Raw genomic sequence first — 25825 nt, 5'->3', positions numbered from 1 at the left:
TGACCTGTCAGCTGAAAAAGACCTGGGCAGGCTCGTGCCAGCCGAATCCGAGCTTGGTGGACCCTGCGTACGGGGTTCCCGTAAGCCCGTTGTAGTTCGTCCAGGACCACATGGTTCCGTCCGGGTTGACCTTGATGATCTCGGCCTTGCCATCGCCGGTGATGTCGGCGAACCAGGTGCGGTCCGGTGTCCAGCCTGTAGCGATCTCCTGCGAGATGTCGTAACTGCCGTAGCCGAGCCCACCGAGGTTGCGGAACGCGGACACGGTCTCATCGGCGTTCACCGTGATGAACTCCGCCTTGCCGTCACCGTCGATGTCAGCGAACCGAATCCGGTCCGGGGAGACCGCAGTGACCTTGACGACCACCGGCGTGACTGCGAACGCCGTCGACTGGCCACGCTCGTTCATCCCGAACAAGTTGCGGTACACGCGCACCCGACCATCGGTGTCGATCGACACACGGTCCGCACGGCCGTCACCGTCGACATCAGCGAACCGGATCCGGCCGGTCTCACCTGAGGCCGAACCGATGACGACCGCTGCGCCGAACGGAGAACCGTTCATGCCGTTGACGTTGCGGTACGCCTTGATCGCACCGCCGGCCTCGACACCGATGATCTCGGACCTGCCGTCACCATCGATGTCAGCGAACCAGGTGCGGTCGCGTGACCAGCCCGAGCTGATCTGCTGCGAACCGTTCGGGTAGGCCCCGTTGACGTTGAGGAACGCACGCACAACACCATCGGCTTCAACCGAAATGACCTCGTCGTTGGCGTCACCGGAGATCGACGATCCGGTCCGCGGCGTGGGATCGAGAGTCTTCGGGGCTTGGACTCCCTGCAGCACCTTCAGCTCGTCGATGTTGCCGTTGAAGTACTCGCCCGCGCTGCTGCGACCCACGGACAGGACACCAGTGGAGTTCCAGCCGACAACACCGGTCGCTGTGCTCTTCAAGGTGTCTGGGTCGTCCTGGTAGCCAACCGCCAGTTTCAACGTGCGGGCGCTGGCGTCGTGGACCGCCACAAGGTGCGTCCACTTGTTCACCACAGCATCAGCTTTGGCTCGCCACCACGTGGACGGGTTCACCGCCGCGTTCGACATTTCAGCGCTCCATTGAGAACCGTCGAACTTCAGAACGAACGGGTCCACAGTGGACGGGCCGCGCTGCACGACGACAGTCCTTGGCGCGCTGGCGTCATTGAGTTTTACCCACACATCTACCGAGAACGACTGGTCAGTGTTCAGCACTGACTCGCGGCTGCTCGCGGAACTGTTGACGCCGTTGAGCTCTAGGCCGCTGGAGTGATCGATACCCTCGCCCCACTTCGCCCCTCCCGCGAGGTTCAGCATCAGGTCGCGGCCGTACGGCGAAACATCGTGGGCGATTGAACCCCCGTTCTCGTCGAACCTCCACTCACCCACACTGCTGACGTGCTCGGCGCCAGCCATCTCCAGAGACTCCTGGGGAGTGATGGTGCGGTTCCAGGCCCGAACATCAGCCAGTTCACCCAGCCAGAACTCGGCCGGAGCCGAGTTGCGTAGTGCCCTACCGACCCACAACTGGCCATTGGCACTGAAGCCGTTGTCCATTACAGCGATCGTCCGCTGCAAGGCCCCGTCCACGTATAGGCGGACCTCGCGGTCACGGCCTTCGTACGTGCCAGTCAGGTGTGTCCACACGCCCGTGACTGCCGTTGCGTCGGACACCGCGGTCTTCTGAGTGGCGTTCGCGGCGTCGTTTTCGGACAACGCGAAGGTCCACTTGTGGGAACTGGCGTCGTAGCCGAGCCGGAACGCCGAAGTGGCCGAACCCTGCTGGCTGACGACCGTGCGGTTCGTCGTATCACCCGTGAGCCGCACCCATGCCGAGACCGAGAACCCGTTGCTCGTGTCGAGCACTTTGGCGGTCGTCGCGCTGCTCGTGGCGGTGCCGTCAAAGCCGACAGCTGACTGTCCGCCAACCGTGCGGCCTGCTCGAGCAGGGTCCAGCCCGCTCAGCGCGAGGTCGTGACCGTGACCGGTCGCATCGACCGCCGGATCATCGATGGCGAACCACTGCGCCTCGTTCTGTTTCGCGCCCGCGACCTTGAACTGGAAGGTGTTGCGGGTCGAAAGGCCGGCGCGGTCCACCGCGTCGACGAACAGTGTCCTGGGGCCCGCCGACGGCGGTGTCCAGCGGATCGGCGTACCCGCTGCAACCGTCATCGACGGTAGATCCGAGAAGCCCCAGCGGTACTTAACGACATCTGGAGAGGTACTGGAGAAAGTGAAGGTGTCCGCGATACCGAGCGCGCCGCAGCCCTCGACGGGGCAGCCCATTGTCTTGTACACAGCGGAGTTGAGCGATGGTGCGTCGGGCGCGGTGATGTCGACGGTGAACTCGCACCAGTTGGACGGCGGTCCCCATATGCGCTTGTCGAAGGCTGTTACGCGGTACTCGTAGTTTCCGCTGGTCATGCCGCGGCCCGCGATGGTGGAGCGGTCCGGGCCGGGTTGGGTGCCGACGACGCCGGGGTAGAAGAACCAGTCCGAGGAGAACGACACCTGAGCGACGATGTCGACGGCGTTGTCGCCGTTGAGGTCAGGCATCGCACGCGGGTTCGTGCCCTGCCAGCCCCAGCCGATCAAGTGCCGAGACGGGTCACCGGTGTAGGCCGCACGCGTGCCGCTGCCCAGATACAGCCACAAGTTGCCGTCGGACGGCCCATACGCGAACACGTCCGGCTTGCCGTCACCTGAACGATCGGCGACACCAGCGAAGGCGAAACTGCCCCAGCCCCCGCCCAGCGACGCTCGGTCCTGAGTGGACGGTGCACGCTTGGCCTCGCCGGGGTAGATCCAGAGTTCACCGTTGGGATCTTTCGCGATCAAGTCCTGCTTGCCGTCGCGGTCGTAGTCCGCGACACCGGCGAACGTGAACGCTCCCCAGCCCCAGCCGATCTTCACCACCGGCTGACCCGAGTGGCCGCGCTTCCCCTCACCGGGATACAGGTACACATCGCCCGTGTCGGGCTGACGCGCGATGATGTCGAGCTTGCCGTCGTTGTCCCAGTCGGCGACGCCCGCGATCGTGAAGCCGTTCCAGCCAGTACCGATCTCCACCCGGTCACCGGACTTCCGACCGGCAGGTGTGTCGACCGTGGGCAGTAGGTACAGGTAGCCGTCGCCGTCGCGGACCAGCAGGTCGGGCTTGCCGTCGTTGTCCCAGTCGCCCGTGCCGACCAAGGTGTCCGACGCCTCCACAACGCCATTGGGCAGGCTGTCCGGCTTGGGCACAGTGTAGTCCGCGGTATAGCCGCTGCCGTAGGACGACCGGTCGACCTGTGTCGTCGTGGCACGCGATCCATTGGGACGGATTCGCCGCCACTCGAAACGGGCGTCGAGGGTGTCCCCGTCCGGGTCACTGACTCGGCCGCGCATCGTCGGCGTCGCGGTCGGGACCACCGGACGAGCATCACCCGTCGCGCAGCCCTTGCCGTCGACCGTGACCTGATCCGGCTGGTTCGGCACCGAGTTGTAGTCGATCGAGAGCAGCGCACTACTGGCGTTGAAACGCTTCCAGAAGTTGACGTTCCGGTCGTCGCTGTGCACCGTGACCGTGATGTTGTGCCAACCGGTGTTCACCGCATTGCTGACCACACCCGTGAACTCGAACTCGACATCACCCGGCCCCGAGCAACTGTGCGTCGCACCGACCTTGCGGTTTGCCGGGCTCGTCGAAGCCCAAGCGTCACCCCACCAGTTCGGCTGGTTGTTCCAGGTCGTACCGCCGCTGAACTCATCCGCGACCCGCACCGTCGCGTTGGAGTTGGGGTTGCAGGTGAACGCCCACCGCTGCTCGATCTTGAACGACGCACCGGTGACGACCTTGCCCTTCACCCCGGAGATGTCCATCCGGAAGTACGAACGGACCTTGTAGGTATCGCTCAGACACCGCCCGTCCGTCGAGACGTTGTCGCAGATGAGGCCGGCACCAGCGGCGCCCTTGTCGCCACCGTCGACCAGGTAGTAGTTGCCCTGGTTGTTACGTCCCTGCCAGTACCCCCAGGCCGGGTCCTTGCTCGACACCAGCGTCCACGCGTTGTCCAGCACGCGGCCCGTCCACGACGGATCGATCATGACCGGGTACTGCGTCGCCGCGTCGCTCAACATAGCCGCGTCCGGAACAACGCTGATCTCACCGTTCTGCACCGCGATCGGCATCGCCGCGGTCCGCTGCTTCGGCGGATCCGCAGACGCCGCCTTCGCCGACACACCGGCCCCGCTTGTACCGCCGGAGTCCCACATCAGCGGCGTCGGCGACATGAACACCACACGACCCGACGCGTCCTTCGCCTCCAGCCCACCACCGGCAGCCTGCGTCGTCAGCCCCTTGGCCCCGAACCCGAACGCGACCTTGGCGATGTTCGGATTCTTGGCAGCCTCCCGGTTCTTCACCACCAGCAGCTGCGAAAAACCCTGCGCCGATGCGGTGAGCTTCAAATCCACACCCGGCAGAACCTCGGCATAGGTCGCAGCCGCACCCGACAACACCGGCCGAGGCAACGCACCCAGCGGCCACGTGATCGACAACTCACGATCACCATCACGCAACCGAGCCGCAGGACCCGTGCCACCATCGGAGAACTCGACAGGCAGCACCGCCGCAACGGGCGCCACAGTCGATCCCGAGACACGCAGAGTCGTGTCGATCCGAGCCCAGGAACCGTTGCCCTGACGAGCCCAGCGCGGCTCCACCGACTGCTCCGTCGTGTACCCACCACCAGGCTTGGCGAACGTCTGCGCGTTCTCCTTGCGCAGCTCGGTGATCTCAACCCGACGATCGCAGCGCTTCGCCATCTCGGTGGCCGTCGCGGCAGTCGGCTGCGTGTCAACGCATTCCGGTTCAGCCGCCCTCGCAGGCACAACCACGAACGTCGACATGACCGCGAACGTCACGAACGCGCGCAGGACAAAGCCCTGCGCCTCCCCGGCGCGTCTCAAAACGAAGCCCCCCACATCCACATGCCGCGCCGGCCATCGACACGACACTGGCAATCCCCCGACGCCAGCCCCACCTCTCGCGACAGAAAGCTTCAGGCAACGATCAACCGTGGACAAGCGGCCATATGGCTCAGTGTGACCAAAGTGTGACTGAGGGTCTCGCGCCTTCCCTCGGCCACTGCCTACGCTCCGCTCGTGAAGCGACTTCTCCTGGTAGCCATGTGTCTGTTCGGGGCCGCGTGTGGCACCTCAGCACCGACCATCACCTCCACCGCACCCCCGACATCTCAGCTCCTCGATGACTCCCAGGCCATCAGCGCAGCCTTCGAGACCTTTAGCAAGGCCGCATTGGCCAGAGACGGAGCGACCGCCGCATCACTATTGTCCAGCAGCACCTTCAGCACCTACGACGAAATCAGAAAAGTCGCGCTCACCGGCACCGAGCAGCAGGTCGCTACGCTGGTTCCAAGCGGTCAGATCTTCACGTACACGATGCGCGGCGACCTGGACCCTGCAGTGCTGCGCACCGCGTCTCCACACGACCTGGTGAAGGCCGCCCTCGACCGGGGTTTGGTCAGCGAGGACACCATCAGCGCCATCACACTGGGCGGCCTGACGGTCAACGACGGCAAGGCCTTGGGGAAGGTGCGCGTGGCCAGAGCGCAGACGACCGTGTTCCTCAGCTTCCTTCGCGAGGACGGCGCGTGGAAGGTCGAACTGCCATCGCTGTTCGACTTCACCAACGCCACACTGGGTGCGACCGCCAAGGAGAAGAACCTGACCCACGTCCAGGTGATCGACGAAATGCTGATCGCGAAATACGGCCCCGAGAAGGCCGCTGAGGTTCGCAAGCCGATCGGCGCCTGACCATTCTCCGTGCCGTGCCATCTTCTGGCTGGGCGTCGCTCTAGAGCCATTGTCGTGCAACGGAATCCTGTGTGACCCTCACACCGCTGGTGAGAGGGTCACAACCATCACCCAGGCTAGCGGTGGGGTACGGCATGAATGCTGGAGCATTCTGCTCCAGAACTGCTCCATGGGGGCACCACAACACGACCCGCTGACGACCTTCGAAGATCAACCCGGAACAGCAAGAAACCCGCCTGACCAGCGAATTCGCTAGATCAGACGGGTTCTACTTCAAGTGGAGCTGAGGGGACTCGAACCCCTGACCCTCACACTGCCAGTGTGATGCGCTACCAGCTGCGCCACAGCCCCTTGAAGGTCCACGTTCCCGGCGAGTTTCCCCGTCGTTCTCGTGTGGCAATACCGTACATCAAGAGGCCAGCGAGATAAAAATCGGGGGTACCCAAACCGCATTCGGGCTGGTAGGACCGGGTGATGACCGCCGGAGCGCCGTTCGACCCGAAGATCGAGTGCATGGACCCCGAGGCCCGCCGCGAGCTGCAGGAACAGCGCTTGCAGGGGCTCGTCGACCGACTGCTGCAAACCGACAACTTCCAAGGCCGCAAGATCAGGGAAGTTGGAGTGACGCGCGGCACAGACGTCAGCCTCGACGAGATCCACCTGCTGCCGACGATCACCAAGCAGGACCTGTGGGACCACTACCCGTTCGGGCTGCGGATGGCGCCTGAGGAGGACATCGTCTGCGTGCACGGGTCGTCGGGCACGGGTGGCCGGCCGACGCTCATTCCCTACACCGCCAACGACATCGAGGTCTGGGCCGAGGTCATGGCGCGGGCGCTCAAAGGTGCGGGAGCGACGACGACGTCGACCATCCACAACGCTTACGGCTACGGGCTTTTCACCGGCGGGCTCGGGGTGCATCACGGTGGGCTCAAACTGAAGGCCACGGTCATTCCCATGTCGGGCGGCATGACGGAGCGGCAGATCAGGCTCATCGAGGACCTGAAGCCGGACGTGCTGTGCTGCACGCCTTCGTACGCGCTGAGGCTCGCGGAGGACCTGCAGCAGAACAGCATCAAGGTCGGCATCTTCGGCGCTGAGCCGTGGACCGAGGAGATGCGCCGCGAAATCGAGCAGAGACTGCAGATCAAAGCCCTCGACATCTACGGGCTGTCCGAAGTGATCGGTCCGGGCGTGGCGTGCGAATCCCTTGACTCCGAAGGACTTCTCAACATCGCCGAGGACCACTTCTACCCGGAGACCGAGGACGGCGAGCTCATCTTCACCACGCTCACCAAGACCGGCATGCCGCTGCTGAGGTATCGCACGGGCGACATCGCGAGCATTCACGAGCCGGCAGGCGAAAGAACGCTGAGGAGAATGAGCAAGCTCAAGGGGCGCAAGGACGACATGCTCGTCATCCGCGGCGTCAACGTGTTCCCGACGGAGATCGAGGCGGTCGTGCTGGAGCACGCGAGCCCGCACTACCTGATCGTCGAGGACCGCCGGACGACGACGGCGCGGCTGCACGTGGCGGTCGAGTCCACACAGGACATCACAAACGCACTGACGGGCAAGCTCAAGGAGCGCTTGGGAATCACGTGCCAGGTGCATGTACTCGAACCGGGCAAGTTGCCGAGAACCGAGGTGGGCAAAGCTCAGCGCCTGGCCCGGTGGACGCAGGGCCAGGCGCCGATCGACGGACTCACTTAGTCAGGTCGGAGAGCCAGTTCTTGTTGTCCAGGTTGACGAGCTTGCCACCGGAGGCGACGCTGGGCGTGCCGCGGAAGCGGCCCGTCTCGGCGTCCTTCAGCACGGGATCGTTGCTGGTCTTCGTCATCAGGTCGTTCAGCGAAGACTTGTAGGTGTCGTTGCGCACGCAGGTCTCGAAAGAGGCAGAGGTGACGCCGACGTCCTTGCCCAGCTTGATGAGCTGGTCCTTGGTGTAGCCCGCTTCGCCTTCTTCTGGCTGCTTGGCGAACAGCGCCGCGTGGAAGGCGTTGAACTTGCCCTCGTCGGCCACGCACAGGCCCGCGTTCGCCGAGTCGGCCGAGTAGCCGGGCGGGTCCGAGCGGTTCGAGAGCATCGGCAGGATGTGGTAGCGGATCTTGACCTTGCCGTCGTCGACCGCGGTCTTGATGGTGGAGCCGTAGGTCTTCTCGAACGTGCCGCAGATCGGGCAGAGGAAGTCCTCGTACACGTCGACGGTGACCGTGGCCGTGTCCTTGCCGACCAGCACGGTGTTGCCGTCGCGGACCGCGGGCGCCGAGATGGTGTGGTCGGCCGCGGCCAGCGGGATCGCGTCGGTGGACGACGTCGACGGCTTCATCTGCTGGAAGATCACGTACCCGATGACGGCGACGGCGAGCACCGCCACGACCGCCACCCCAGCGATGACCTTGGTCCGATCCGAGCCCGACGAACGAGCCTGGGCCACGGCACGCGCGGCCTGCTTCTTCTTCCGCGCACTGCGCTCTGCTCCACCCACGGCGACGAGGGTAGCGACACAAACTAAAAGAAAGCTGAGTACGCAATCACGCTTCCGGGTGGCGTGGCTTGCCGCCCACGCGCGAACCGGTCGGGATCTCGGCGCTTTCGTCGAGGCAGCCGCACTCCGGCGCGACCGCAGCAGCCGTGTGCTCCTCCTCGTGTGTGGGCAGCGTCTCGGGAGCCACGAACCAGAAGCCGACCGCGAGCAGCAGCGACAAGCCCGTGATGGCGAACGAGGCTTCGAAGCCGAACGAGTCGGCCAGCAGGCCCGCGCACATCGGGCCGATGATCGCGCCCAGGTCGGTCACCATCTGGAAGCCCGCCAGCACCGGACCGCCCTTGCCGCGAGGACCGATCACGTCGGCCACCACGGCGTTCTGCGGCGGGTTCAGCAGGCCGGCGCCCATGCCCGCGACCAGCGAAGCCACCATGAACATCCACATGTCGCCGGTGAAGCCCATCCACACGGTCGCGAGACCGCTCACGATCAGACCGGCGATGGCGACGGGCTTGCGGCCGCGTGTGTCGGCGATCTTGCCGGACAGGAACAGCATCGACGCGTTGCCGGCCGCGAACACCGACATCGAAATGCCCGCCACGACCGCGCTGTGCTTCAACGCCTCGATGACGAACACCGGCACCAACGAGACCCGCACGCCGAACACGGCCCAGCCGTTCGCGAACCCGGAAGCCAACGCCGCACGGTAGGCCGGGTGCTGCACGGCCTCACGCACGGACATCGGCACTTCGGTGTTGGTCTTGTCGAGGGCAGCGAGCGTCGAACGGCGCAGGAAGAACCACACCACGAACGCGGCGAGGCACAGCATCAAGCCGTAGGACACGAACGGCACCCACAGCCCGAGAGGCACCAACCCGGCGCCAACGATCGGCCCGCAGACGTTGCCGACCAGGAACCCGGCCGCCCACAGCCCGGACGCACGGCCGCGCATCGGCGCCGGTGTGATGCGAATCAAGAGGCCCAGAGCGGCCACGGTGAACATCGTCGAGCCGATACCGGCCAGCGCCCGCCACCCGAGCATCTCCGGGTAGCTCGACGAGAACCCCGACAGAGCGGTGCCGAGCGCGACGATCAGGATGCCGACGATGTAGACGTTCGGCTCGCCGAACTTGTTGACCAACCGCCCGCTCACCGGCGCGAACGCCAGCCGAACGAACGCAAAAGTGCTGATCAGAGCCGCAACGGCGGTGTGACCGACGCCGAACGACGCCGCGTACACCGGCAGCACAGGAGCGACGATCCCGAACCCGATGGCGATGATGAAGCTCGCCGCGACCAGAACCCAGACCTCGACCGGTAACCGCTCGCGCACAAAGCCTCCCTTAGCCCTGCTAAGGATATGTCACGCGGCAACTAAATAACTCAGTCGAGCAGCTCATCCACTCTGCGTACATATGCCGTTACGGGATACGCCGCGACGAACCCGCACGCCTCGGCGAACCGCTCCCCCGGACCCTCATCCACCTGCGAGGCAACCAGCAAGGCACCCGCAGAACGAAGGGCCGCAGCAGCAGACACCACCAACGACCGCCCAACGCCACGACGCCGCCGCGCCGGACGCACGACGCACTGCTCGACCAACCCCACACCGCGTTCAGCGAACCCCGACACGAATCCGCCGATCCGATCTCCGTCGTCCACCACCAACAACAAACACCGCGGGTCGTCCAATCGATGCCCGAGCCACCGGCCCAACCGCTCCCGGTTGCCCACGAGCTCGTCGGACAGCAGATCGACGATCCCCAGCAGATCTGAATCCCGAGCCCGCCGGACACCCTCCGAAACCACCGCAGCCGAGCGATGAACCACGGTCAGGAGCTCCTCGACCGCGTACCAGCCGGAGTCGTCCGCGATTCCCTCGATCTCGTCCACGGTCGTCGGCGACGCGAAAACAACCGCCTCAGCCCGCCCCACGTCCGCGAACGTCTGCTCCAGCTGCAGCAACGTCGACGCGACCTCCACAGAAGACCCGTCCAGCGCGCAGCCGAAGTTCCCCGACGGCAGCGGGTTCTCACGGTTGATCACCACGGCCGCACACCCGACCCGTCCGACTCGCCCGTACCGCACGGCACCCGACGCCAGGCGCGCTCCCTCGACCAGCACAGCCAGCGACCGCGACTGGTACGGATCGAGCAGCTCCGGATCGTCCGGGTCACGCAGCGGATCAACCATGCCGTCAACCCTGACACACTGAACGACGTGCACCTGCCCGATCTCCCGGTGAAGTCCGTCCTACCGGAACTCCTCAAAACGCTCGACGACCACGGATCAGCCGTGCTCGTCGCCCCACCGGGAACCGGCAAGACCACGCTCGTCCCGCTGGCTCTCCCGGGCAAAGTCGTCGTCGCCGAACCACGCCGGATCGCCGCGCGAGCAGCCGCCGCGCGCATGGCGAGCCTCCTGGGCGAACCGGTCGGCCACACCGTCGGCTACTCGGTGAGGGGCGACCGCAAGACGAGCAGGCACACCCGCATCGAGGTCGTGACCAGCGGTCTCCTGGTGCGCAGGTTGCAGCACGACCAGGAGCTCAAGGGCGTCGGCACGGTCCTGCTGGACGAGTGTCACGAACGCCACCTCGACGCCGACCTGCTCCTCACGCTCCTCCTGGACGCCAAAGCAGGCCTGCGCCCGGACCTCAAGCTCCTGGCGACGTCCGCAACCGTTGCCGCACAACGACTCGCCGACCTTCTCGGAAACGCTCCTGTCCTGCACACCGAGTCGCGCATGTTCAAGACGGAGATCACCTACGTCCCGCCGGCGCGCAACGAGCACATCGAGAACACCGTCGCGCGCGCCATCAACAAAGCACTGTCCGAAGTGGACGGCGACGTGCTCGCGTTCCTGCCGGGCGTCAGAGAAATCAATCGCACGGCAAGCCTGCTCAACGCCGAAACCGTGATCCTGCACGGCCAGCTCAAGTCCCAGGTCCAGGACGCGGCCCTCCAACCCGGCAAGCACCAACGAGTCGTGCTCGCCACGAGCATCGCCGAGTCGAGCCTCACCGTCCCCGGCGTCCGAGCAGTCGTGGACGCGGGTCTGGCCCGAGTCCCCAGAGTCGACCACCGCAGAGGACTCGCCGGACTCGCCACGATCCGCGTGTCCCAAGCCGTGGCGGAGCAACGCGCCGGACGAGCGGGCCGAGAAGCTCCCGGCCGCGTCTACCGCTGCTGGCCTGAGCACGAACACTCGACGCTCCCCCGCTACCCGGAACCGGAGATCAAGACCGCCGACCTGACCAGGCTCGCCCTGGAGCTCGCGGTCTGGGGCACCCCGGACGGCGAGAACCTGAGCTGGTGGGACGCCCCACCGGAAGGCGCGCTCAAAGCAGCCCAGGAAACCCTGAACGCGATCGGCGCACTCGAACCGGACCGGCGCGACCGCATCGCCAACGTCGGCCTGCACCCACGCCTCGGCCGCGCCCTCATCGACGGCAGCGAACTGGCCGGCAACCGCACGGCAGCCGAAGTCGTCGCGCTGCTCGACGACAGCGCGCATCCGAGCACAACCGACCTCGCGACCGCACTGAAGTCCCCGGGAAAGTGGCGCCAGGAAGCCAAGAAACTCGAAAAGCTCGGCACCAATCCGCACGGCAACGGCGACCCGGCACTGGTCGTCGCTCTCGCCTACCCGGAACGCCTGGCCAAGCGCAGGTCCAAGAACAGCAACGTCTACCTGATGGCCAACGGCACGGCGGTCGAGCACAGCGACTCGCACAACAAGTGGCTCGCGGTCGCGATCGCCGACCGCGAACCGGGCAGCAAGCACGGCCGCGTCCGCCTCGCCGCCCCTGCCGACGAAGAGCTGGCGATCACCGCAGCGGAAGCCCTCGTGCACACCGAGGACGACATCCGCTGGGACCGCGACGTCATCGCCAACAGCGTCCGCAAACTCGGCGCGATCACCCTCGACGAACGCCCCCTCAACGACCTCGCCAAGTCCCAGCAGGCCCTCCGCCTGGGCCTCGAACAGGAGGGCCTCGGTCTGCTCAAGTGGACCGACCCCGCCAAACGCTTGCGCGAACGCATGGCGTTCCTGCACCGCACCCGCGACTGGCCGAGCGTCGACGACGAGGCCGTGATCAAGGCGATCGACCTCGGCAAGGCGAAGAAGCGCTCGGACCTCCACAAACTCGACACGACGGCGATCCTCCGCGGCATGCTGCCGTGGCCGGAGGCAGCGGAGTTCGACCAGCTGGCACCGGAACGCATCGGCCAGGGCAAGGTCGACTACACCCAGGACGTACCGGCACTGCACGTCCGCATCCAGGACGCGATGAAGTGGGCCGACACGCCCAAGATCGCGGGAGTTCCGGTGGTCGTCCACCTGCTCTCCCCCGCGGGCCGTCCCACCGCCGTGACCAGCGATCTGAGGACCTTCTGGCGCAACGGTTACCTGCGGGTGCGCAGTGAGCTCAAGGGCAGATACCCGAAACACCACTGGCCCGAACGGCCCTACAGTAAGGGCACATGAGGGGTTTTCAGGTATCTCGGCGCCGCTTTCTGGGGATGACGGCGCTGGCCATGACGGCGACGGGGACGGGGACGGGGACGGGGACGGCCAAAGCCGAAGCACCCGACGAAGCTGTCGTCATCGGCACCGGCTACGGAGCCGCTGTGGCAGCACTCCGACTTGGCCAAAAGGGCATCAAGGTCACGATGCTGGAGATGGGCCAGCTGTGGAACGAGCCAGGCCCGGACGGCAAGATCTTCTGCCCGATGCTGAACCCGGACCGCCGCGCGATGTGGTTCAAGGACTGCACCGAAGCACCGCTGGAAACGCTGCTGGGCCTGCCGATCGTCAACCGCCCGATCGAGCGCTACGCCGGGGTGCTCGACAAGGTCCACTTCGAGGAGATGTCCGTCTACCTCGGCCGCGGTGTCGGCGGCGGAAGCCTGGTCAACGGCGGCATGGCCGTCACCCCGAAGCGCGAGTACTTCGAGGAGGTCCTGCCGAACGTCGACGCCGACGAGATGTACGACAAGTTCTTCCCGTTGGCCAACAAGACGCTGCGGGTCAACACGATCCGCAGCGCGTTCCTTGAGTCCACGAGCTGGTACCAGTACGCCCGCACCGCACGCCGCCAGGCCGCGAACGCCGGGTACAGCACGCAGGTCATCCCGAACGTCTACGACTTCGCCCACATGGAAGCCGAAGCCCGTGGCACCGCGCCGAAGTCCGCACTGGCCGGTGAGGTCATCTACGGCAACAACCACGGCAAGATGAGCCTGGACAAGACCTATCTCGCCGACGCGCTGGCCACCGGCAACGTCACGATCAAACCGCTGCACCACGTCAAACGCATCCAGCAGCACGAAAACGGCTACCTGCTCACCGTCGAGCACCGCGACCCGTTCGGAAAACTCCTGAGCACCAAGGAGATCAGCTGCCGCCACCTGTTCCTCGGCGCGGGCAGCCTCGGCACCACCGAACTCCTCCTCCGGGCGCGCGACAACGGTGACCTGCCGAACCTCAGCGACGAGATCGGCCGCGGCTGGGGCCCGAACGGCAACGTGATGACCGCCCGCACGATGATCGGCGGCTTCCAACAGTCCGGCATGCCCGTACTGGCCATCGACGCCTGGCAGGACCGCAACGTGTTCGCCGAGATCGCCCCGGTTCCGGCCGGCGTCGAGACCCTCGCCTCGCTCTACCTCGCGATCACCAAGAACCCCGAACGCGGCACGTTCCACTACGACCGCAAGACCGACGGCATCACGCTGGACTGGCGGCGCGAGCAGATGAAACCGTCGATCCGCGCGGTGAAGGGCGTGTTCGACGAGATAAACCGAACAAACCTCAGTACATATCGCTTCGACCTCTTCGGAATCGGGAAAGTCTTCTCGGACGACTTCACCTATCACCCGCTGGGCGGATGTCTTCTCGGCCGTGCGACGGACGAGTATGGCCGGGTCAAAGGCCACAAGAACCTCTACGTGACAGACGGTTCACTGATCGGAGGCTCGATCGGCGCCAACCCGTTCGTGACGATCACAGCACTCGCGGAACGGAACTTGAGTCGAATCACCGCCACCGATTTGAACCATTAGGAATCGAACAACGTTAATCTCAGCTATGGCGCACATCGCGATCTTCCTGATGCCCGAGCGCGGACACGTCCTCCCGGCGCTCGGGATGATCGCTGAGCTCGTGCGCCGCGGCCACCGCGTGTCCTGCCCGGTCACGGCCCCGTTCGCGGCAGCCGTGACCGAGTGCGGCGCGGACGCGATCCCTTGCGAGTCAACGCTTCCCGCGGAGCTGCCGGAGTCGCTCTACGAGGCAGCGCAGCTCGCGCTCGTCGAAGCGGAGTCGGCGTTGCCGCAACTGGAACACGTGTTCCAGCAAGATCCGCCGGACATCGTCCTGTGGGACATAGCGGCCTGGGCCGGCGGCGTGATCGCCCGCAGGTCCGGCGCCCCGAACCTGTTGCTCGAAAGCCTGCTGACCAGCAACGGGAACTGGTCGCTCGGCGCCGCGGTGGTGCCCGCGCGAGGCTTCGACCTCAACGCCATCAGGTTCTTCACGAAGGTCCAGGAGTTCGTCGGCTGCTCGCTGCCGGAGTTCGTCGCGGGCGCGCGCCGCCGGATCGCCTTGTTCCCCAGGGAGTTCCAGCCGGAGGGCGAGTCGTTCGACGAACGCTGGACCTTCGCCGGATCCTGTCTCACCGAACGAAAATTCCAGGGCACGTGGACGCCGCCGGCCGACAAACCTGTTGTGCTCGCGACGATCGACGCGCAGACATGCGCGGACGCGGCGCGCGGAATGCCGTGGCACCTCGTCACGAAGGGCGACGTCGAGAACCCCGCACCGAACGTCGAGGCGTACGAGGACGTCCCGCAGCTCGCCGTTCTCCAGCACGCCAGCGTGTTCATCACGCACGGCGGCCTGGCCGGCGTCACGGAGGCGCTGCACCACGGCGTGCCGATGATCGTCGTACCGCGCATGTCCGACCAGAAGCTCAACGGCCAGCGCGTCGAGGAGCTCGGGCTCGGCGTGGTGCTGGACACCGTGACCGAGGAGGGCGTGCGCTCGTTGGTGGGTCAGCTGGCGTCCGACTCCGCGATCTCCGCGCGGGTCAAGGACATGCAGCGGATGATTCACCGGGCGGGCGGCAGCGCGTTGGCCGCCGACGCGGTCGAGGAGGAACTGGCCCGATGAAACGGATCTGGGACGACGCTGTCCGCACGCTCGGCGGCACACCCGACGCGGGTGACCTGATGGAGCGCTACGCCGAGCCGCATCGGCGCTACCACAACACCTTCCACGTGGTGACCGTCGTCCGCGACTCGTCCCAGCTGGCCGACGCCTTCGCGTTCACGGCGGAGGAACGCGCGATCCTCGCGTTGGCGGCCTGCGCGCACGACGTGATCTACGACGGCAAGCCGGGCGAGGACGAACGCGCGTCCGCCGCCTGGGCCCGGGAACGCCTGCACGGGCTGGACGAAGCCCACATCTCCCGCGTGGAGTCGTTGGTGCTGGCCACGATCACGCACTCGTCCGACGACCCGCTCGCCCACGTGCTGCTCGACGCCGACCTCGCCATCCTCGGCTCGGAACCGGAGCACTACGACCGCTACAGCCAGGCCGTGCGGCAGGAGTACTCGCAGTACGACGACTCGCAGTGGCGCACGGGCCGGGCGAAAGTGCTGAAGACGTTGCTCGACCGCGAGGACCTGTACGTGACCGGACCCGCGCGGCAGCTGTGGGACGCCGCCGCGCGGATCAACCTGGCCCGCGAGCTTCAGGAGCTGTAGAGCACGTTCGTCGCCGTGGTGAAGCGCTTGAGCGTCTCCGGGATCGGGTCGATGCCGATGCCCGGCCCGGTCGGCACGTGCATGAAGCCGTCCTGGAGCTCGAACGGTTCGGTGAGGTCCTCGGCGAAGTACCGGCGGGACGCGGACACGTCACCCGGCAGCACGAACCCCGGCAACGCGGCGAGCGCGAGGTTCGGCCCGCGCCCGATGCCGGTCTCCAGCATGCCGCCGCACCACACCGGAATCCCGTGCGCCACCGCGACATCGTGGATGCGACGCGCCTCCAGGTAACCACCGACCCGGGCGGGCTTGATGTTGATGACCCGGCACGCGTCGAGCGCGATCGCCGTCGCCGCGTCCTTGGCCGACATGATCGACTCGTCGAGGCAGATCGGCGTGCGGATCCGCTGAGCCAGCAACGCGTGCCCGCGGATGTCGTCCTCTTCCAGCGGCTGTTCCATCAGCAGCAGGTCGAACTCGTCGAGCCGGCGCAGGTGTTCAGCGTCGGCGAGCGTGTACGCGGTGTTGGCGTCGACCTGCAGCAGGATGTCCCCGAACCGTTCCCGCACAGCGCGCACCGGTTCGACGTCCCAGCCCGGCTCTATCTTGAGCTTGATCCGCGCGTAGCCCTCGGCGAGGTAGCCCTCGACGTCGGCCAGCAGCTCCGGGATCGAGTTCTTGATCCCCACCGAGACGCCGGCGGGCACCTTCGAAGCCGTAGCACCCAGGTAGGTGCCGATCGACATCCCATACGACCGCAGCTCGGCGTCCAGGATCGCGGTTTCCAGCGTGGCCTTGGCGAGCAGGTGGCCCTTGATCGCGTGCGTCCTCGGCAGCACTTCGGCGGCCGTCACCTCCGGCGTCACCCGCGGCACGAGATGCTGGTCCAGCACCAGTTCCGCCGCGCCGACGAACTCCGAGCAGTACAACGGTTCCGGGTCGGCCGCGAACTCCGACCAGCCCTCCGCGACGTCCGTCACGACCCGCAGCAGGAACGTGTCCTTGGTCGTCATCGTCCCGAACGACGTGCGGAACGGCGACACCAGCGGAATCGCGACGTGCAGCAGCTCAACCCGTTCGATCTTCACCGGCGCTCCAACTCGTACCAGCCCTCACGCGACATCGACGTCGCCACATACCCACGAGAGAAAGCGTCCACGAACACGCCGCGGACCGCCTCTCGCCACTCCCGCGCCAAAGCCGACGACTCCTTGCGCACCTGCACGATGTCGCGCGGTACTCGACACCAGATCCGCTCGCCGTCTGTGCGCGCCAACGGTTCCCCGTCCGGCGCCGACGCCGTCACCTCACCGGAGGGCTCGGACTCGTGCGCCTCCCGAGCCCCGGTGAGATCCCACTGCACGGTCAGCCGATCGGTCTCGTCTCCGTCGTTCACGCCGTCCCGCATCGGCCCGTAGAAGTCCACTGTGTACTCGGTGACGACCGCACCGAGCTTGACCAGGTTGAACCGGGCGTTGCGCGACACCAACGGGTCGTACGTCCACCGCATCGACTTCGCGCCGAGCCCGACGGCCCAGTCCTTCTGAGCGAGCTTCAACGAGTGCCCGACGCCGGACCGCGCCGCCGCGATCATCGAGTACACCGAGCCGTCCGGGCAGAACAACCCGGTCGTCGCACCGATCAACTCCTCGCCGTCGAACGCCCCGATCGTCGCGCCGCCCGCGTGCCGGATGCAGTGCAACGTCTCCGTGGACAGCACGTCCTCGGTCGTCTCCCAGACCTCGGCGTAGTAGGCGGCGACGCGGGCGATGCCCGGAACGTCACTGATCACCTGGAACCGCAAGGCGTGCCTTCCTGACGCTGTAACCGAAGTAGATGGCGAAGCCGAGGACCATCCAGGCGAGGAACGCGATCCACGTGTCGAGCCCGAGACTGAACATCATGTAGATGCAGAACGCGAGGCCCAGGATCGGCGTGACCGGCGAGAACGGCACCTTGAACGTGCGCTGCCGGTCCGGTTCGGTGCGCCGCAGGATGATCACCGCGATGTTGACCAGCGCGAACGCGAACAACGTGCCGATGCTCGTGGCGTCGGCCAGCGACCCCAACGGCACCAGCGCCGCCAGAATGCCGATGAACGAGCCGACGACGATCGTGTTCACGAACGGCACACCGTTGCGGCTGAGCCTCGCGAAGACCGACGGCACCAGCCCGTCGCGGGACATCGCGTACAGAATGCGTGTCTGTCCGTAGAGGACAGTCAGCACGACGGAAGTCGTTGCCACCACGGCACCGATCGACAGCAGGATCGGCCAGATCGCGCCGCTGACGTTGTCCGTGAGCACCCGGCTCAACGCGGCTTCCGTGCCCTCGAACGACTGCCACGGCATCGCACCCACGGCGGCCAGCGCGACGGCGCAGTACAGCGCGGTGATCACGACCAGCGACAGGATGATCGCGCGCGGCAGGTCGCGCTGCGGGTTCTTGGCTTCCTCACCGGCGGTCGACGCGGCGTCGAACCCGATGTAGGAGAAGAACAACGTGGCCGCGCCGGCGCTCATGCCCGCGAGTCCCAACGGGAACAGAGGCTGCAGGTTGCCGGCCTTGAACGCCGTGAACGCCACCGCGCAGAACATCAGCAGCGAGCCGACCTTCACCCACACCAGGATCGTGTTCGTGCGCGCGCTGCCCTTGGAACCGCCGAGCAGCACCAGCATCGAGAGCACCACGACCAGCACGGCCGGGATGTTGACGATCCCGCCCGCGCCCGGCGGCTGACTCAGCGCGTCCGGAATCCGCAGCCCCGTCACCAGGTGCAGCAGCTCGTTGATGTACTGCCCCCACCCGACCGCGACCGCCGCGACCGACACCCCGTACTCCAGCACGAGGCACCAGCCGCAGACCCACGCGACGATCTCGCCGAGCGTGGCGTAGGCGTAGGAGTACGACGAGCCGGACGCGGGGATGAGGCCCGCGAGCTCGGCGTACGACAGCGCGGAGAACAACGCGGTGATGCCGGCGAGGACGAACGACACCACGATCGCGGGGCCGGCGAGCGGCACCGCCTCACCCAGCACGACGAAGATGCCGGTGCCGAGGGTGGCACCGATGCTGATCATCGTGAGGTGACCGACACCCATGGTGCGCCTGAGTTCGCTGCCAGGGTGAGTCAGCTGGTCGATCGGCTTGCGCCGCAACACCCGCGCCCCGATGCGCTGTTCGTTGCTCATCCGGACAACCTAACCCGTGACTCAGTTATTGGCGGCCTCCAACCGGGCGGAACGTGCGGCGATATGTGTCCGGTGGCACACCGACCGTTCGGTGGAAGTGCCTGCGCAACGTCGTGGCCGTGCCCATGCCCGACGCGTCGGCGATTCGGTCCACGCTGTCGTCGGTCATCTCCAGCAGCTCCTGCGCCCGGCGGATCCGCTGGGCGTGCAGCCACTGCAGCGGCGTGGTCCCGGTGACGGCCTTGAACAGCCGGGCCAGGTGCCGCGAGCTCATGTTGGCCTGCCGGGCCAGATCCTCGACGGTGATGGTCTGGTCCAGACGGCTCAGCGCCCAGCCGAACAGCTCGGTCAGCGGATGACCTTCCTCCGACGGCACGGGCGCGAGCACGAACTGCGCCTGCCCGCCGTCGCGATGAGGTGGCACGACGAGCCTTCGCGCCGCGGTGTTGGCCGTCGCGGTGCCGTGGTCCGCGCGGATCAGGTGCAGGCTCAGGTCGATCGCGGCCGCCTTGCCCGCGCTCGTGAGCACCTGGCCGTTGTCGACGTACAGGACGTCCGGGTCGACCTGGACGCGTGGATACCGCTCGGCCATCACGTCGGTGTGCGCCCAGTGCGTGGTCGCCTTGAGGCCGTCGAGCAGTCCGGCCTCCGCGAGCACGAACGCGCCCGTGCACAACGACACGATCCGCGCACCCTTCTCGTGGGCCGCTTTGACGGCTTGGACGAGGTCGGGATCGATGGGCTGATCCACGTCCTCGATGGCGGGCACGATCACCGTGCCGGCGCGGTCGAGCTGGTCGAGGGGCAGGTCGGGGTCCATCGTGAACCGTCCGACGCGGACGGGACCGCTGCCGCAGATCCTGACGTCGTAGCCGAGCTGCGGGGCGGTGAAGATCTCGTACGTGGCGGCGAGCTCGAAGTGGAGCATCCCGTCGGTCACGGCGAACGCGAGCATGTCTGAAACTGTACGCATCGTGTCGTTCCAGACACTAGTTGGTTTTCTCGTCCGCCGCTTGGATGGTCCACATGGGACACAAGATCGCGGTGTACGGCGCTTCCGGACTCACTGGGCGCTTCGTGGTGGCAGAGCTGGAAAAGCGCGGCTTCACGCCGATGCCGTTCGGACGTGCGCAAGCAACCGCCGACGACGCCCAGGCTTTGGACCGTGCGCTCGTGGGCGCTGCGGCGGTGATCAACACGGCTGGCCCGTTCGCGGTGACGGCCCTCCCGCTGATCTCCGCCGCCGAACGCGCGGGCATCCCGTACGTCGACGTGGCCGCCGAGATCGAGGCGAACGCGGACACGTTCGCCCGCGGCGCCTCGATCCCGGTCGTGCCCGCGATGGCGTTCTTCGGCGGCCTCGGCGACCTGCTCGTCACGGCCGCGCTCGGCGACTGGACGTCCGCCGACTCCGCCCACGTCGCCTACGGCCTCAGCGGCTGGCAGCCCACCGCGGGCACGCTCACCGCCGGCGCGGTCTCGCGGGAAAGGCGGGGCGGCCAGCGCGTCCGGTTCCGCGACGGCGAACTGCAGTACCACTCCGACACCCCGCCGGCCTCGGAGTGGGAGTTCCCCAGCGGCCCGCGCGAGGTCATCGGCGAGTTCTCGATGGCGGACATCGTCACGATCCCCAGCCACCTGCCGATCCCGTCGGTGACCTCCTACATGTCGGCCTCGGCGGCCCAGGGCCTGAGCGACGCCGCCGACCGTGCCGAGCCCGAGACGTTCGAGGTCGACGTGCGGGTGCGTCGAGGTGACGAGGAACGCAGGATGACCGTCGCCGGTCGCGACATCTACGCGGTGAGCGCACCGCTGGCCGTCGAAGCGGTGGAGCGCCTGCTCACGAACCGTTTCAAGGTCACCGGGGTGGCGTCGGCGGGCGCGATGTTCGACGCCCGCGACTTCCTCGACGCCCTCTCCCAGCACCTCAAAACAGCAGCGTGACCTTGCCGTTCAGGCCGCCCTGCCAGAACCTCTCGTGGGCGGCCCGAACGTCGCGGACCGGGAACGTCGAGTCCACTCGCAGGGTGAGCACGCCGTCGTCGACGAGTTTGACCAGCTCCCGCAGCCCGGCGCCGTCCTCGCGCACCTCGATGTTCGTGGTCCTCACCCCGGCCTGCTTCGGCACCGGCCCGGCCTGACTGGCGATCGACGCGTACCTGCCGCCGTCTGCCACCAGGTCCACGACGAACGCGCCGTACGTGTCGAAGACGGCGTCGTAGTCGCGGCCGATCTCCCGGTTCTCCCGCGTCAGCTCGTCGACCTCGACTCCCCGTGCTCTCGCCAGCTGCACCGCCAGGCCCCCGACAGCCCCGGCGGCACCCGCGACGAGCAGCCGTTCCCCCGTTCGGAGTTGGAGCCAGTCCAACGCCTGCACCGCGGTCAGCCCGGCCAGCGGCAACGTCGCAGCTTCCACGAAACTGGCGGTCTCCGGCGCCGGTGAGACCGATGCCTCCGGGATGGCCACGAAATCCGCCCAGGTCCCCCGACCCGTGCTGAGCTGGTGGGACATCGCGATCACCCGATCGCCGGGTTGGAAGTCCCCGCGACCCGTGACGACGACCCCGGCGAGATCCCAGCCGAGTTCCTCGACCTCGCCGAAGAGCCCTTGCCGGGTCTTGTCGTCGACCGGGTTGACGCTGCTCGCGACCGTCCTGATCAGCAGCTCACCCGGTCCCGGAGCGAACTCCGGCACGTCGACGACCCGCAGTTCCCGTTCCTCGACCCGCACAGCACGCATCAAGTCCCCCAGACCTCACTCCGGCCAGGCATTGGCCTTGATCAGGTCAACGAAATCCGTCCGCTTGAATTCCGGGTCGAAGTGCGCGAGGACGTCGTCGTTCATCGTCCCGTAGGTAGTGTTCGGCCGGTGAGCCATGCCCGCGTAGAACGCCTCGAGGATGCGATTCTTGAAGTCGGGCCGGGGATGTGCGGCCACCACCTCGGCCTTCTCCTCGTCGGTGAGCTCGTCCAGCCCGATGCCGAGCACGTCGGTCTTCACGCCGAGCGCGATCGCGGCGATCTCGGGCGACAACCGCACCGGGATCTCGGGCGTCGTGTGCAGGGCGATCGCCAGCCACACGTTCCGCGCGTCCTGCTCGGACCGGCCGTGCTCCAGCAGGAACGCCTTCGCGGCCTCGGCGCCGTCGATCTCGAACCGGATGTCCTTCGACGCGTAGAACTCGGTCAGCCCCAGGTCGTGAAACAGTCCACCCACGTACGCCAGCTCCAGGTCGACGTCCAACCCGCGCTTGGCGGCCTTCAACGCGCCCCACAGGAACACCCGGCGCGAGTGGTGGAACAACGTGTCGTCCGTGACCTTGCGAACGAGCTCGGTCGCCGAGCGCACCAGTTCGGTGTCGGGAATCTCCACACCAGCGATAACTTCAGCCATGCCCCAATGCTCGGCTTGGGGCCGACCTTCGAGAACCGTCAATCAGGACCGCCACCCCACAGATGTGGACATCCGCGACCGGTACTCGCTCGGCGACGCCCCGAGCCGCGCCACGAACACCCGCCGCATGGTCTCCGCACTGCCGAACCCGGCTTGTTTCGCCGTCTGCGCGACCCCGTGCCCGGCGTCCAGCAACGCTTTGGCGTGATCGAGCCTGATCTGCTCCACGAACCGCGCGGGCGTCGTGTCCAGCTCGCTCGCGAACAGCCGCGCCAGGTGCCTCGAACTGACCCCGACCCGTGCGGCCAACGACCGCGCGCTGTGGTCGAGCGCCGGCTGAGCCGACACCAGGTCCACCACCTCCCGCAGCGCCGGCGTGCGCGGCCTCCTGACCTGCAACGGCGCACTGAACTGCGACTGCCCGCCCGGCCGCTGCATGAACATCACCAGGTTGCGCGCCACGGTCCGAGCCAGGTCAGGCCCGTAGTCCTGCTCGACCAGCGCCAGCGCGAGATCCATGCCCGCCGACACCCCGGCCGACGTGAACACGCCTTTGTCCTCGACGAACAGCGCGTCCGCTTCCACCTGCACATCGGGATGGGCGCGCGCGAGACGATCCGCGACCCGCCAGTGCGTGGTGGCTCTCCTTCCGCTCAACACCCCGGCCGCGGCCAGCGCGAACGACCCGGTGCAGATCGACACCAGCCGCCGCGTACGTGCCTGCAACACCTGGATCGCGGCAACGAGATCGCGCGGAATGGGCTCGCGAGGCAACTGGTCCCCGCCGGACACGATGACCGTGTCGGCCTCGGCCACGCCGTCAGCGGTCCCGTCGACCGGCAGCCGCACGCCCACCGAGGTCGTCACGGGTTCGCCCGACGGCGAGACGTAGCTGATCTCGTACCCGGCCCCGGCGAGGTCGGCCTCCGCGAACACCTCGGCAGGCCCCGTGACGTCCAGCATCTTCATGCCGTCGAACACGAGGAAGACGATCCTGCGGCCACTCACCACACGACTCAGCATGTCAGCCCGGTGGCGCCGCGGCGTGGCCACCCGCCGCGGCGCCACAGGTGCTCAGCAGGTGATGGTCGCGTGCGCGCTCACCGACTTGTGGCCGACGTTCGACTCGAGGATCGTGCGATAGGTCCACGTCCCACCCACGCAACCTGCAGACGCGGACAACCAGCCGTCACCCGTGCCGAAGTTCCTGGCCTCGTTCTGCCACCAGGCTCCACTGCGGTGCCGTTGCACGGTGATGGTCCACGACGTGCCACCGCCGCAGCCCCACTTCTCACCCCAACCGACCACGTTGCTCCCGCTCCTCGCCGGCGGGTAGGCAGCAAAACCGCACGCCGCGGTCCTCGTGGTGGCGGATGCCTGTGCGGTGGGCATCGCCATCACCCCGAGAACCAGAACGCAGCTGACGAAAGTCCTGTACCTCATCACTTTCTCCCTCCCGGAACTCGGACCCGCATGACCAGCGGGTTCACCCCGAAACTTCCGGGACGAGATCGCGCGCCGCCAGAGGACCACCGTCTCCGAGACGGCTCATTTTCCGTCCCGCGCAAGGAGAACACGATCGCCCTCAGCGAACGGCCAAGCCTGTCTTCTTCCGTCCCACGTGTCCCAGGACACCACATCACCCGGTCGACAGGCGCCGAGTCCCTCGATGGCTGGTATCGGCCCGGCAGCACCTCAGCGACGCTGAGCCGATGACGAATCCCCCGGTCAACGGCCGAAGACCTGACGACACCGTTCCCGCCTTCCTCGCCGACTTCGCGGCCACCATCCAGCGCCACAACCTCTCCCTGCGGGCCGCCGAGCAACGCGTGCCCTGGTCGAAGTCGACCATCTCCCGTGCGATCAACGGCACCACCCTCCCCAAGCCGGAACTGATCGTGGACGTGCTCACCGCCGCAGGCCTCCCCGCGCAGGAGATCACCGCCTGGAAAGCCCGCCACGCCGCCTTGGCCGCTGAACCGGTAGCAGCACCCGAAGAGGTCGTCCCACCGGTGCCCGTTCCCCGCCGTCGCTTGATCGTCGCGGGCATCGCGATCGCCCTGACCGCCGCCGCCCTGGCCACGCTGGGCACCCTGGTCATCACCCAGAACCGCTCGACCGCGAACCCGCCCAGCAGCACGACTCCCCAGGCCGATCGCCCCATGGTCCTGGAGGTGCAGAACAAGGTCGCGCTCGGCGCCTCCGACCTGCGCGAGGACACCACGCCGGTCTACCTCTCGACGCGGACCATCGGTTCATGCTCCCGCCACGGCTGCAAACTGGAGGACACCGAGGTGACCAGCGGCGCCCTGCTCGTCGCCGTCTGCCACACCGTCGGCGCCGAACTGGTCAACTACAACCTCGACGCCCCGGAGTCCAAGACCAACCCCAACGCCGCCCGCTCCACGCTCTGGTACCGCATCCAGATGCCGGGCGGCAGCAGCGGCTACCTCTCCGAGGTCTACGTCAAGCCGCGGGACCGCGGCGGCCTGGGCCTGCCCAACTGCTAGCCCAGCGACCTGCACTCCAACACGGCAGCAACACCCAGAAACGAGAAACGGCGAGTGCTCTGGCAGAGCACTCGCCATCCAAACTCACCAGCAAGGACGCTGGCCAGACACCCACCCGCGAGGGCGCCTAGCGCCCGAACCTCGGGGGTCTGGGGGTCGCCCCCCAGAACAAAACCCGGAACGAGAAAGGCGAAGGTGGCCCCTGCGGGGCCACCGAGCAGCCTTCGGCCGAGTGGAGGTGCCGGGAATCGAACCCGGGTCCTGTGGCGGCTCATCAGGGCTTCTCCGTGCGCAGTCCACTATGTCTTTGCTTGACCCCACCAGTCACGTGGACGAGCTGGTGTGACGGGCCCAGCCACTGTGAGTTTCCCGAACAGTCCCCGTGGCCGAGACTGCTGGTAAGCCCTCTAGCTGATGCCGGAAACTAGGCCGAAGGCACTCCTAGGCCGACAGCGTTGCTACTCGCCTCAGGCGGCGAGAGCGAACGCGCGCTTGTCGTTAGACGTGGCGCTTATTGGTTTGCGATGACGCTTGCGGTGGTCTCTCGCCTGCACCGGCACGCTTCCCCTGAATCAACGTCCACAGTCGAAACCGTTCACCCCCTGGTCTTGGTTACGCA

General features: G+C 66.9%; 20 protein-coding genes, 1 tRNA gene and 1 other RNA gene. 8 read left to right on the top strand and 14 right to left on the bottom strand.

The genetic code is table 11. The features are described 5' to 3' along the window. Window positions 1-7 precede the first annotated feature (7 nt). Window positions 8-4984, bottom strand: coding sequence for a LamG-like jellyroll fold domain-containing protein (locus tag AB0M24_RS13870; RefSeq protein ID WP_363765871.1), 4977 nt, complete (start codon window positions 4982-4984; stop codon window positions 8-10). 195 nt (window positions 4985-5179) lie between these two features. Here AB0M24_RS13870 and AB0M24_RS13865 point away from each other — a divergent pair, with 195 nt between their 5' ends. Beyond that, on the top strand, window positions 5180-5851 hold the full coding sequence (locus AB0M24_RS13865; RefSeq protein ID WP_363765868.1) for a hypothetical protein: 672 nt from the start codon (window positions 5180-5182) through the stop codon (window positions 5849-5851). A 278-nt stretch (window positions 5852-6129) separates the two neighbouring features. On the opposite strand, the gene AB0M24_RS13860 is transcribed toward AB0M24_RS13865, so the two are convergent. Further along, a tRNA-Ala gene (locus AB0M24_RS13860) sits at window positions 6130-6202 on the bottom strand. 123 nt (window positions 6203-6325) lie between these two features. On the opposite strand from AB0M24_RS13860, the gene AB0M24_RS13855 reads away from it, so the two are divergent. Then, entirely contained in the window at window positions 6326-7564 is a 1239-nt protein-coding gene (locus tag AB0M24_RS13855) for a phenylacetate--CoA ligase (protein WP_363765865.1), read from the top strand. Here the strand turns inward: AB0M24_RS13855 and AB0M24_RS13850 are convergent. The 3 genes from AB0M24_RS13850 to AB0M24_RS13840 are packed head-to-tail and all read right to left on the bottom strand — an operon-like array spanning window position 7557 to window position 10532. Next, on the bottom strand, window positions 7557-8339 hold the full coding sequence (locus tag AB0M24_RS13850) for a thioredoxin domain-containing protein (protein ID WP_363765862.1): 783 nt from the start codon (window positions 8337-8339) through the stop codon (window positions 7557-7559). The two genes, AB0M24_RS13855 and AB0M24_RS13850, sit on opposite strands and share 8 nt — an antisense overlap. Before the next feature lie 46 nt (window positions 8340-8385). Then, window positions 8386-9672, bottom strand: coding sequence for an MFS transporter (locus AB0M24_RS13845; protein WP_363765859.1), 1287 nt, complete (start codon window positions 9670-9672; stop codon window positions 8386-8388). A 50-nt stretch (window positions 9673-9722) separates the two neighbouring features. Further along, entirely contained in the window at window positions 9723-10532 is an 810-nt protein-coding gene (locus AB0M24_RS13840; protein ID WP_363765856.1) for a GNAT family N-acetyltransferase, read from the bottom strand. A 27-nt stretch (window positions 10533-10559) separates the two neighbouring features. On the opposite strand from AB0M24_RS13840, the gene hrpB reads away from it, so the two are divergent. From hrpB to AB0M24_RS13820, 4 genes are read left to right on the top strand one after another with little or no spacing between them, the layout of a single operon-like run. After that, on the top strand, window positions 10560-12830 hold the full coding sequence (gene hrpB / locus AB0M24_RS13835; RefSeq protein ID WP_363765853.1) for an ATP-dependent helicase HrpB: 2271 nt from the start codon (window positions 10560-10562) through the stop codon (window positions 12828-12830). After that, the gene (locus tag AB0M24_RS13830; protein ID WP_363765850.1) at window positions 12827-14407 is read left to right on the top strand and encodes a GMC oxidoreductase; all 1581 of its coding nucleotides are present in this window, start codon (window positions 12827-12829) and stop codon (window positions 14405-14407) included. The genes hrpB and AB0M24_RS13830 overlap by 4 nt, the downstream gene beginning before the upstream one ends. Window positions 14408-14432: 25 nt before the next feature. Then, a complete protein-coding gene (locus tag AB0M24_RS13825; protein ID WP_363765847.1) occupies window positions 14433-15515 on the top strand; it encodes a nucleotide disphospho-sugar-binding domain-containing protein in 1083 nt (360 codons plus the stop codon). Then, the gene (locus AB0M24_RS13820; protein ID WP_363765844.1) at window positions 15512-16111 is read left to right on the top strand and encodes a hypothetical protein; all 600 of its coding nucleotides are present in this window, start codon (window positions 15512-15514) and stop codon (window positions 16109-16111) included. Before AB0M24_RS13825 ends, AB0M24_RS13820 begins: the two co-directional genes overlap by 4 nt. On the opposite strand, the gene menC is transcribed toward AB0M24_RS13820, so the two are convergent. From menC to AB0M24_RS13800, 4 genes are read right to left on the bottom strand one after another with little or no spacing between them, the layout of a single operon-like run. Next, window positions 16099-17199 carry an o-succinylbenzoate synthase gene (gene menC, locus AB0M24_RS13815; protein ID WP_363765841.1) on the bottom strand — a complete coding sequence of 367 codons (1101 nt, stop codon included), beginning with the start codon at window positions 17197-17199 and terminating at the stop codon, window positions 16099-16101. The two genes, AB0M24_RS13820 and menC, sit on opposite strands and share 13 nt — an antisense overlap. Continuing rightward, entirely contained in the window at window positions 17196-17903 is a 708-nt protein-coding gene (locus tag AB0M24_RS13810; RefSeq protein ID WP_363765838.1) for a hypothetical protein, read from the bottom strand. Before AB0M24_RS13810 ends, menC begins: the two co-directional genes overlap by 4 nt. Then, complete coding sequence (locus tag AB0M24_RS13805; protein ID WP_363765835.1) at window positions 17893-19302, bottom strand: amino acid permease; 1410 nt, start codon at window positions 19300-19302, stop codon at window positions 17893-17895. Before AB0M24_RS13805 ends, AB0M24_RS13810 begins: the two co-directional genes overlap by 11 nt. Before the next feature lie 25 nt (window positions 19303-19327). Beyond that, window positions 19328-20275 carry a helix-turn-helix domain-containing protein gene (locus AB0M24_RS13800; protein WP_363765832.1) on the bottom strand — a complete coding sequence of 316 codons (948 nt, stop codon included), beginning with the start codon at window positions 20273-20275 and terminating at the stop codon, window positions 19328-19330. Between the two features lie 53 nt (window positions 20276-20328). Between AB0M24_RS13800 and AB0M24_RS13795 the strand changes: the two genes are divergently transcribed. Continuing rightward, window positions 20329-21246, top strand: a complete 918-nt coding sequence (locus AB0M24_RS13795) for a saccharopine dehydrogenase (RefSeq protein ID WP_363765829.1) — start codon at window positions 20329-20331, stop codon at window positions 21244-21246. Here AB0M24_RS13795 and AB0M24_RS13790 read toward each other — a convergent pair. Genes AB0M24_RS13790 through AB0M24_RS13775 form a run of 4 tightly spaced genes read right to left on the bottom strand, consistent with a single transcriptional unit; the run spans window position 21230 to window position 24139 of the window. Next, entirely contained in the window at window positions 21230-22042 is an 813-nt protein-coding gene (locus AB0M24_RS13790) for an NADP-dependent oxidoreductase (RefSeq protein ID WP_363765826.1), read from the bottom strand. The two genes, AB0M24_RS13795 and AB0M24_RS13790, sit on opposite strands and share 17 nt — an antisense overlap. Before the next feature lie 15 nt (window positions 22043-22057). Then, window positions 22058-22696, bottom strand: a complete 639-nt coding sequence (locus AB0M24_RS13785; protein ID WP_363765823.1) for an HD domain-containing protein — start codon at window positions 22694-22696, stop codon at window positions 22058-22060. Window positions 22697-22738: 42 nt separating this feature from the next. Continuing rightward, a complete protein-coding gene (locus tag AB0M24_RS13780; protein WP_363765820.1) occupies window positions 22739-23719 on the bottom strand; it encodes a GlxA family transcriptional regulator in 981 nt (326 codons plus the stop codon). Window positions 23720-23770: 51 nt separating this feature from the next. Beyond that, window positions 23771-24139: a hypothetical protein gene (locus AB0M24_RS13775; RefSeq protein ID WP_363765817.1), complete on the bottom strand. Its 369-nt coding sequence runs from the start codon at window positions 24137-24139 to the stop codon at window positions 23771-23773. Window positions 24140-24408: 269 nt separating this feature from the next. On the opposite strand from AB0M24_RS13775, the gene AB0M24_RS13770 reads away from it, so the two are divergent. Beyond that, the gene (locus AB0M24_RS13770; protein ID WP_363765814.1) at window positions 24409-25206 is read left to right on the top strand and encodes a helix-turn-helix transcriptional regulator; all 798 of its coding nucleotides are present in this window, start codon (window positions 24409-24411) and stop codon (window positions 25204-25206) included. 230 nt (window positions 25207-25436) lie between these two features. Here AB0M24_RS13770 and ssrA read toward each other — a convergent pair. Beyond that, window positions 25437-25809, bottom strand: a transfer-messenger RNA (tmRNA) gene (gene ssrA / locus AB0M24_RS13765). Window positions 25810-25825 lie beyond the last annotated feature (16 nt).

It is taken from the genome of Lentzea sp. NPDC051838 (genome assembly GCF_040681245.1).
Lineage (GTDB): Bacteria > Actinomycetota > Actinomycetes > Mycobacteriales > Pseudonocardiaceae > Lentzea.
Note: the sequence above shows the minus strand (reverse complement) of the source record. Positions and strands in the feature narration are given on the sequence as shown.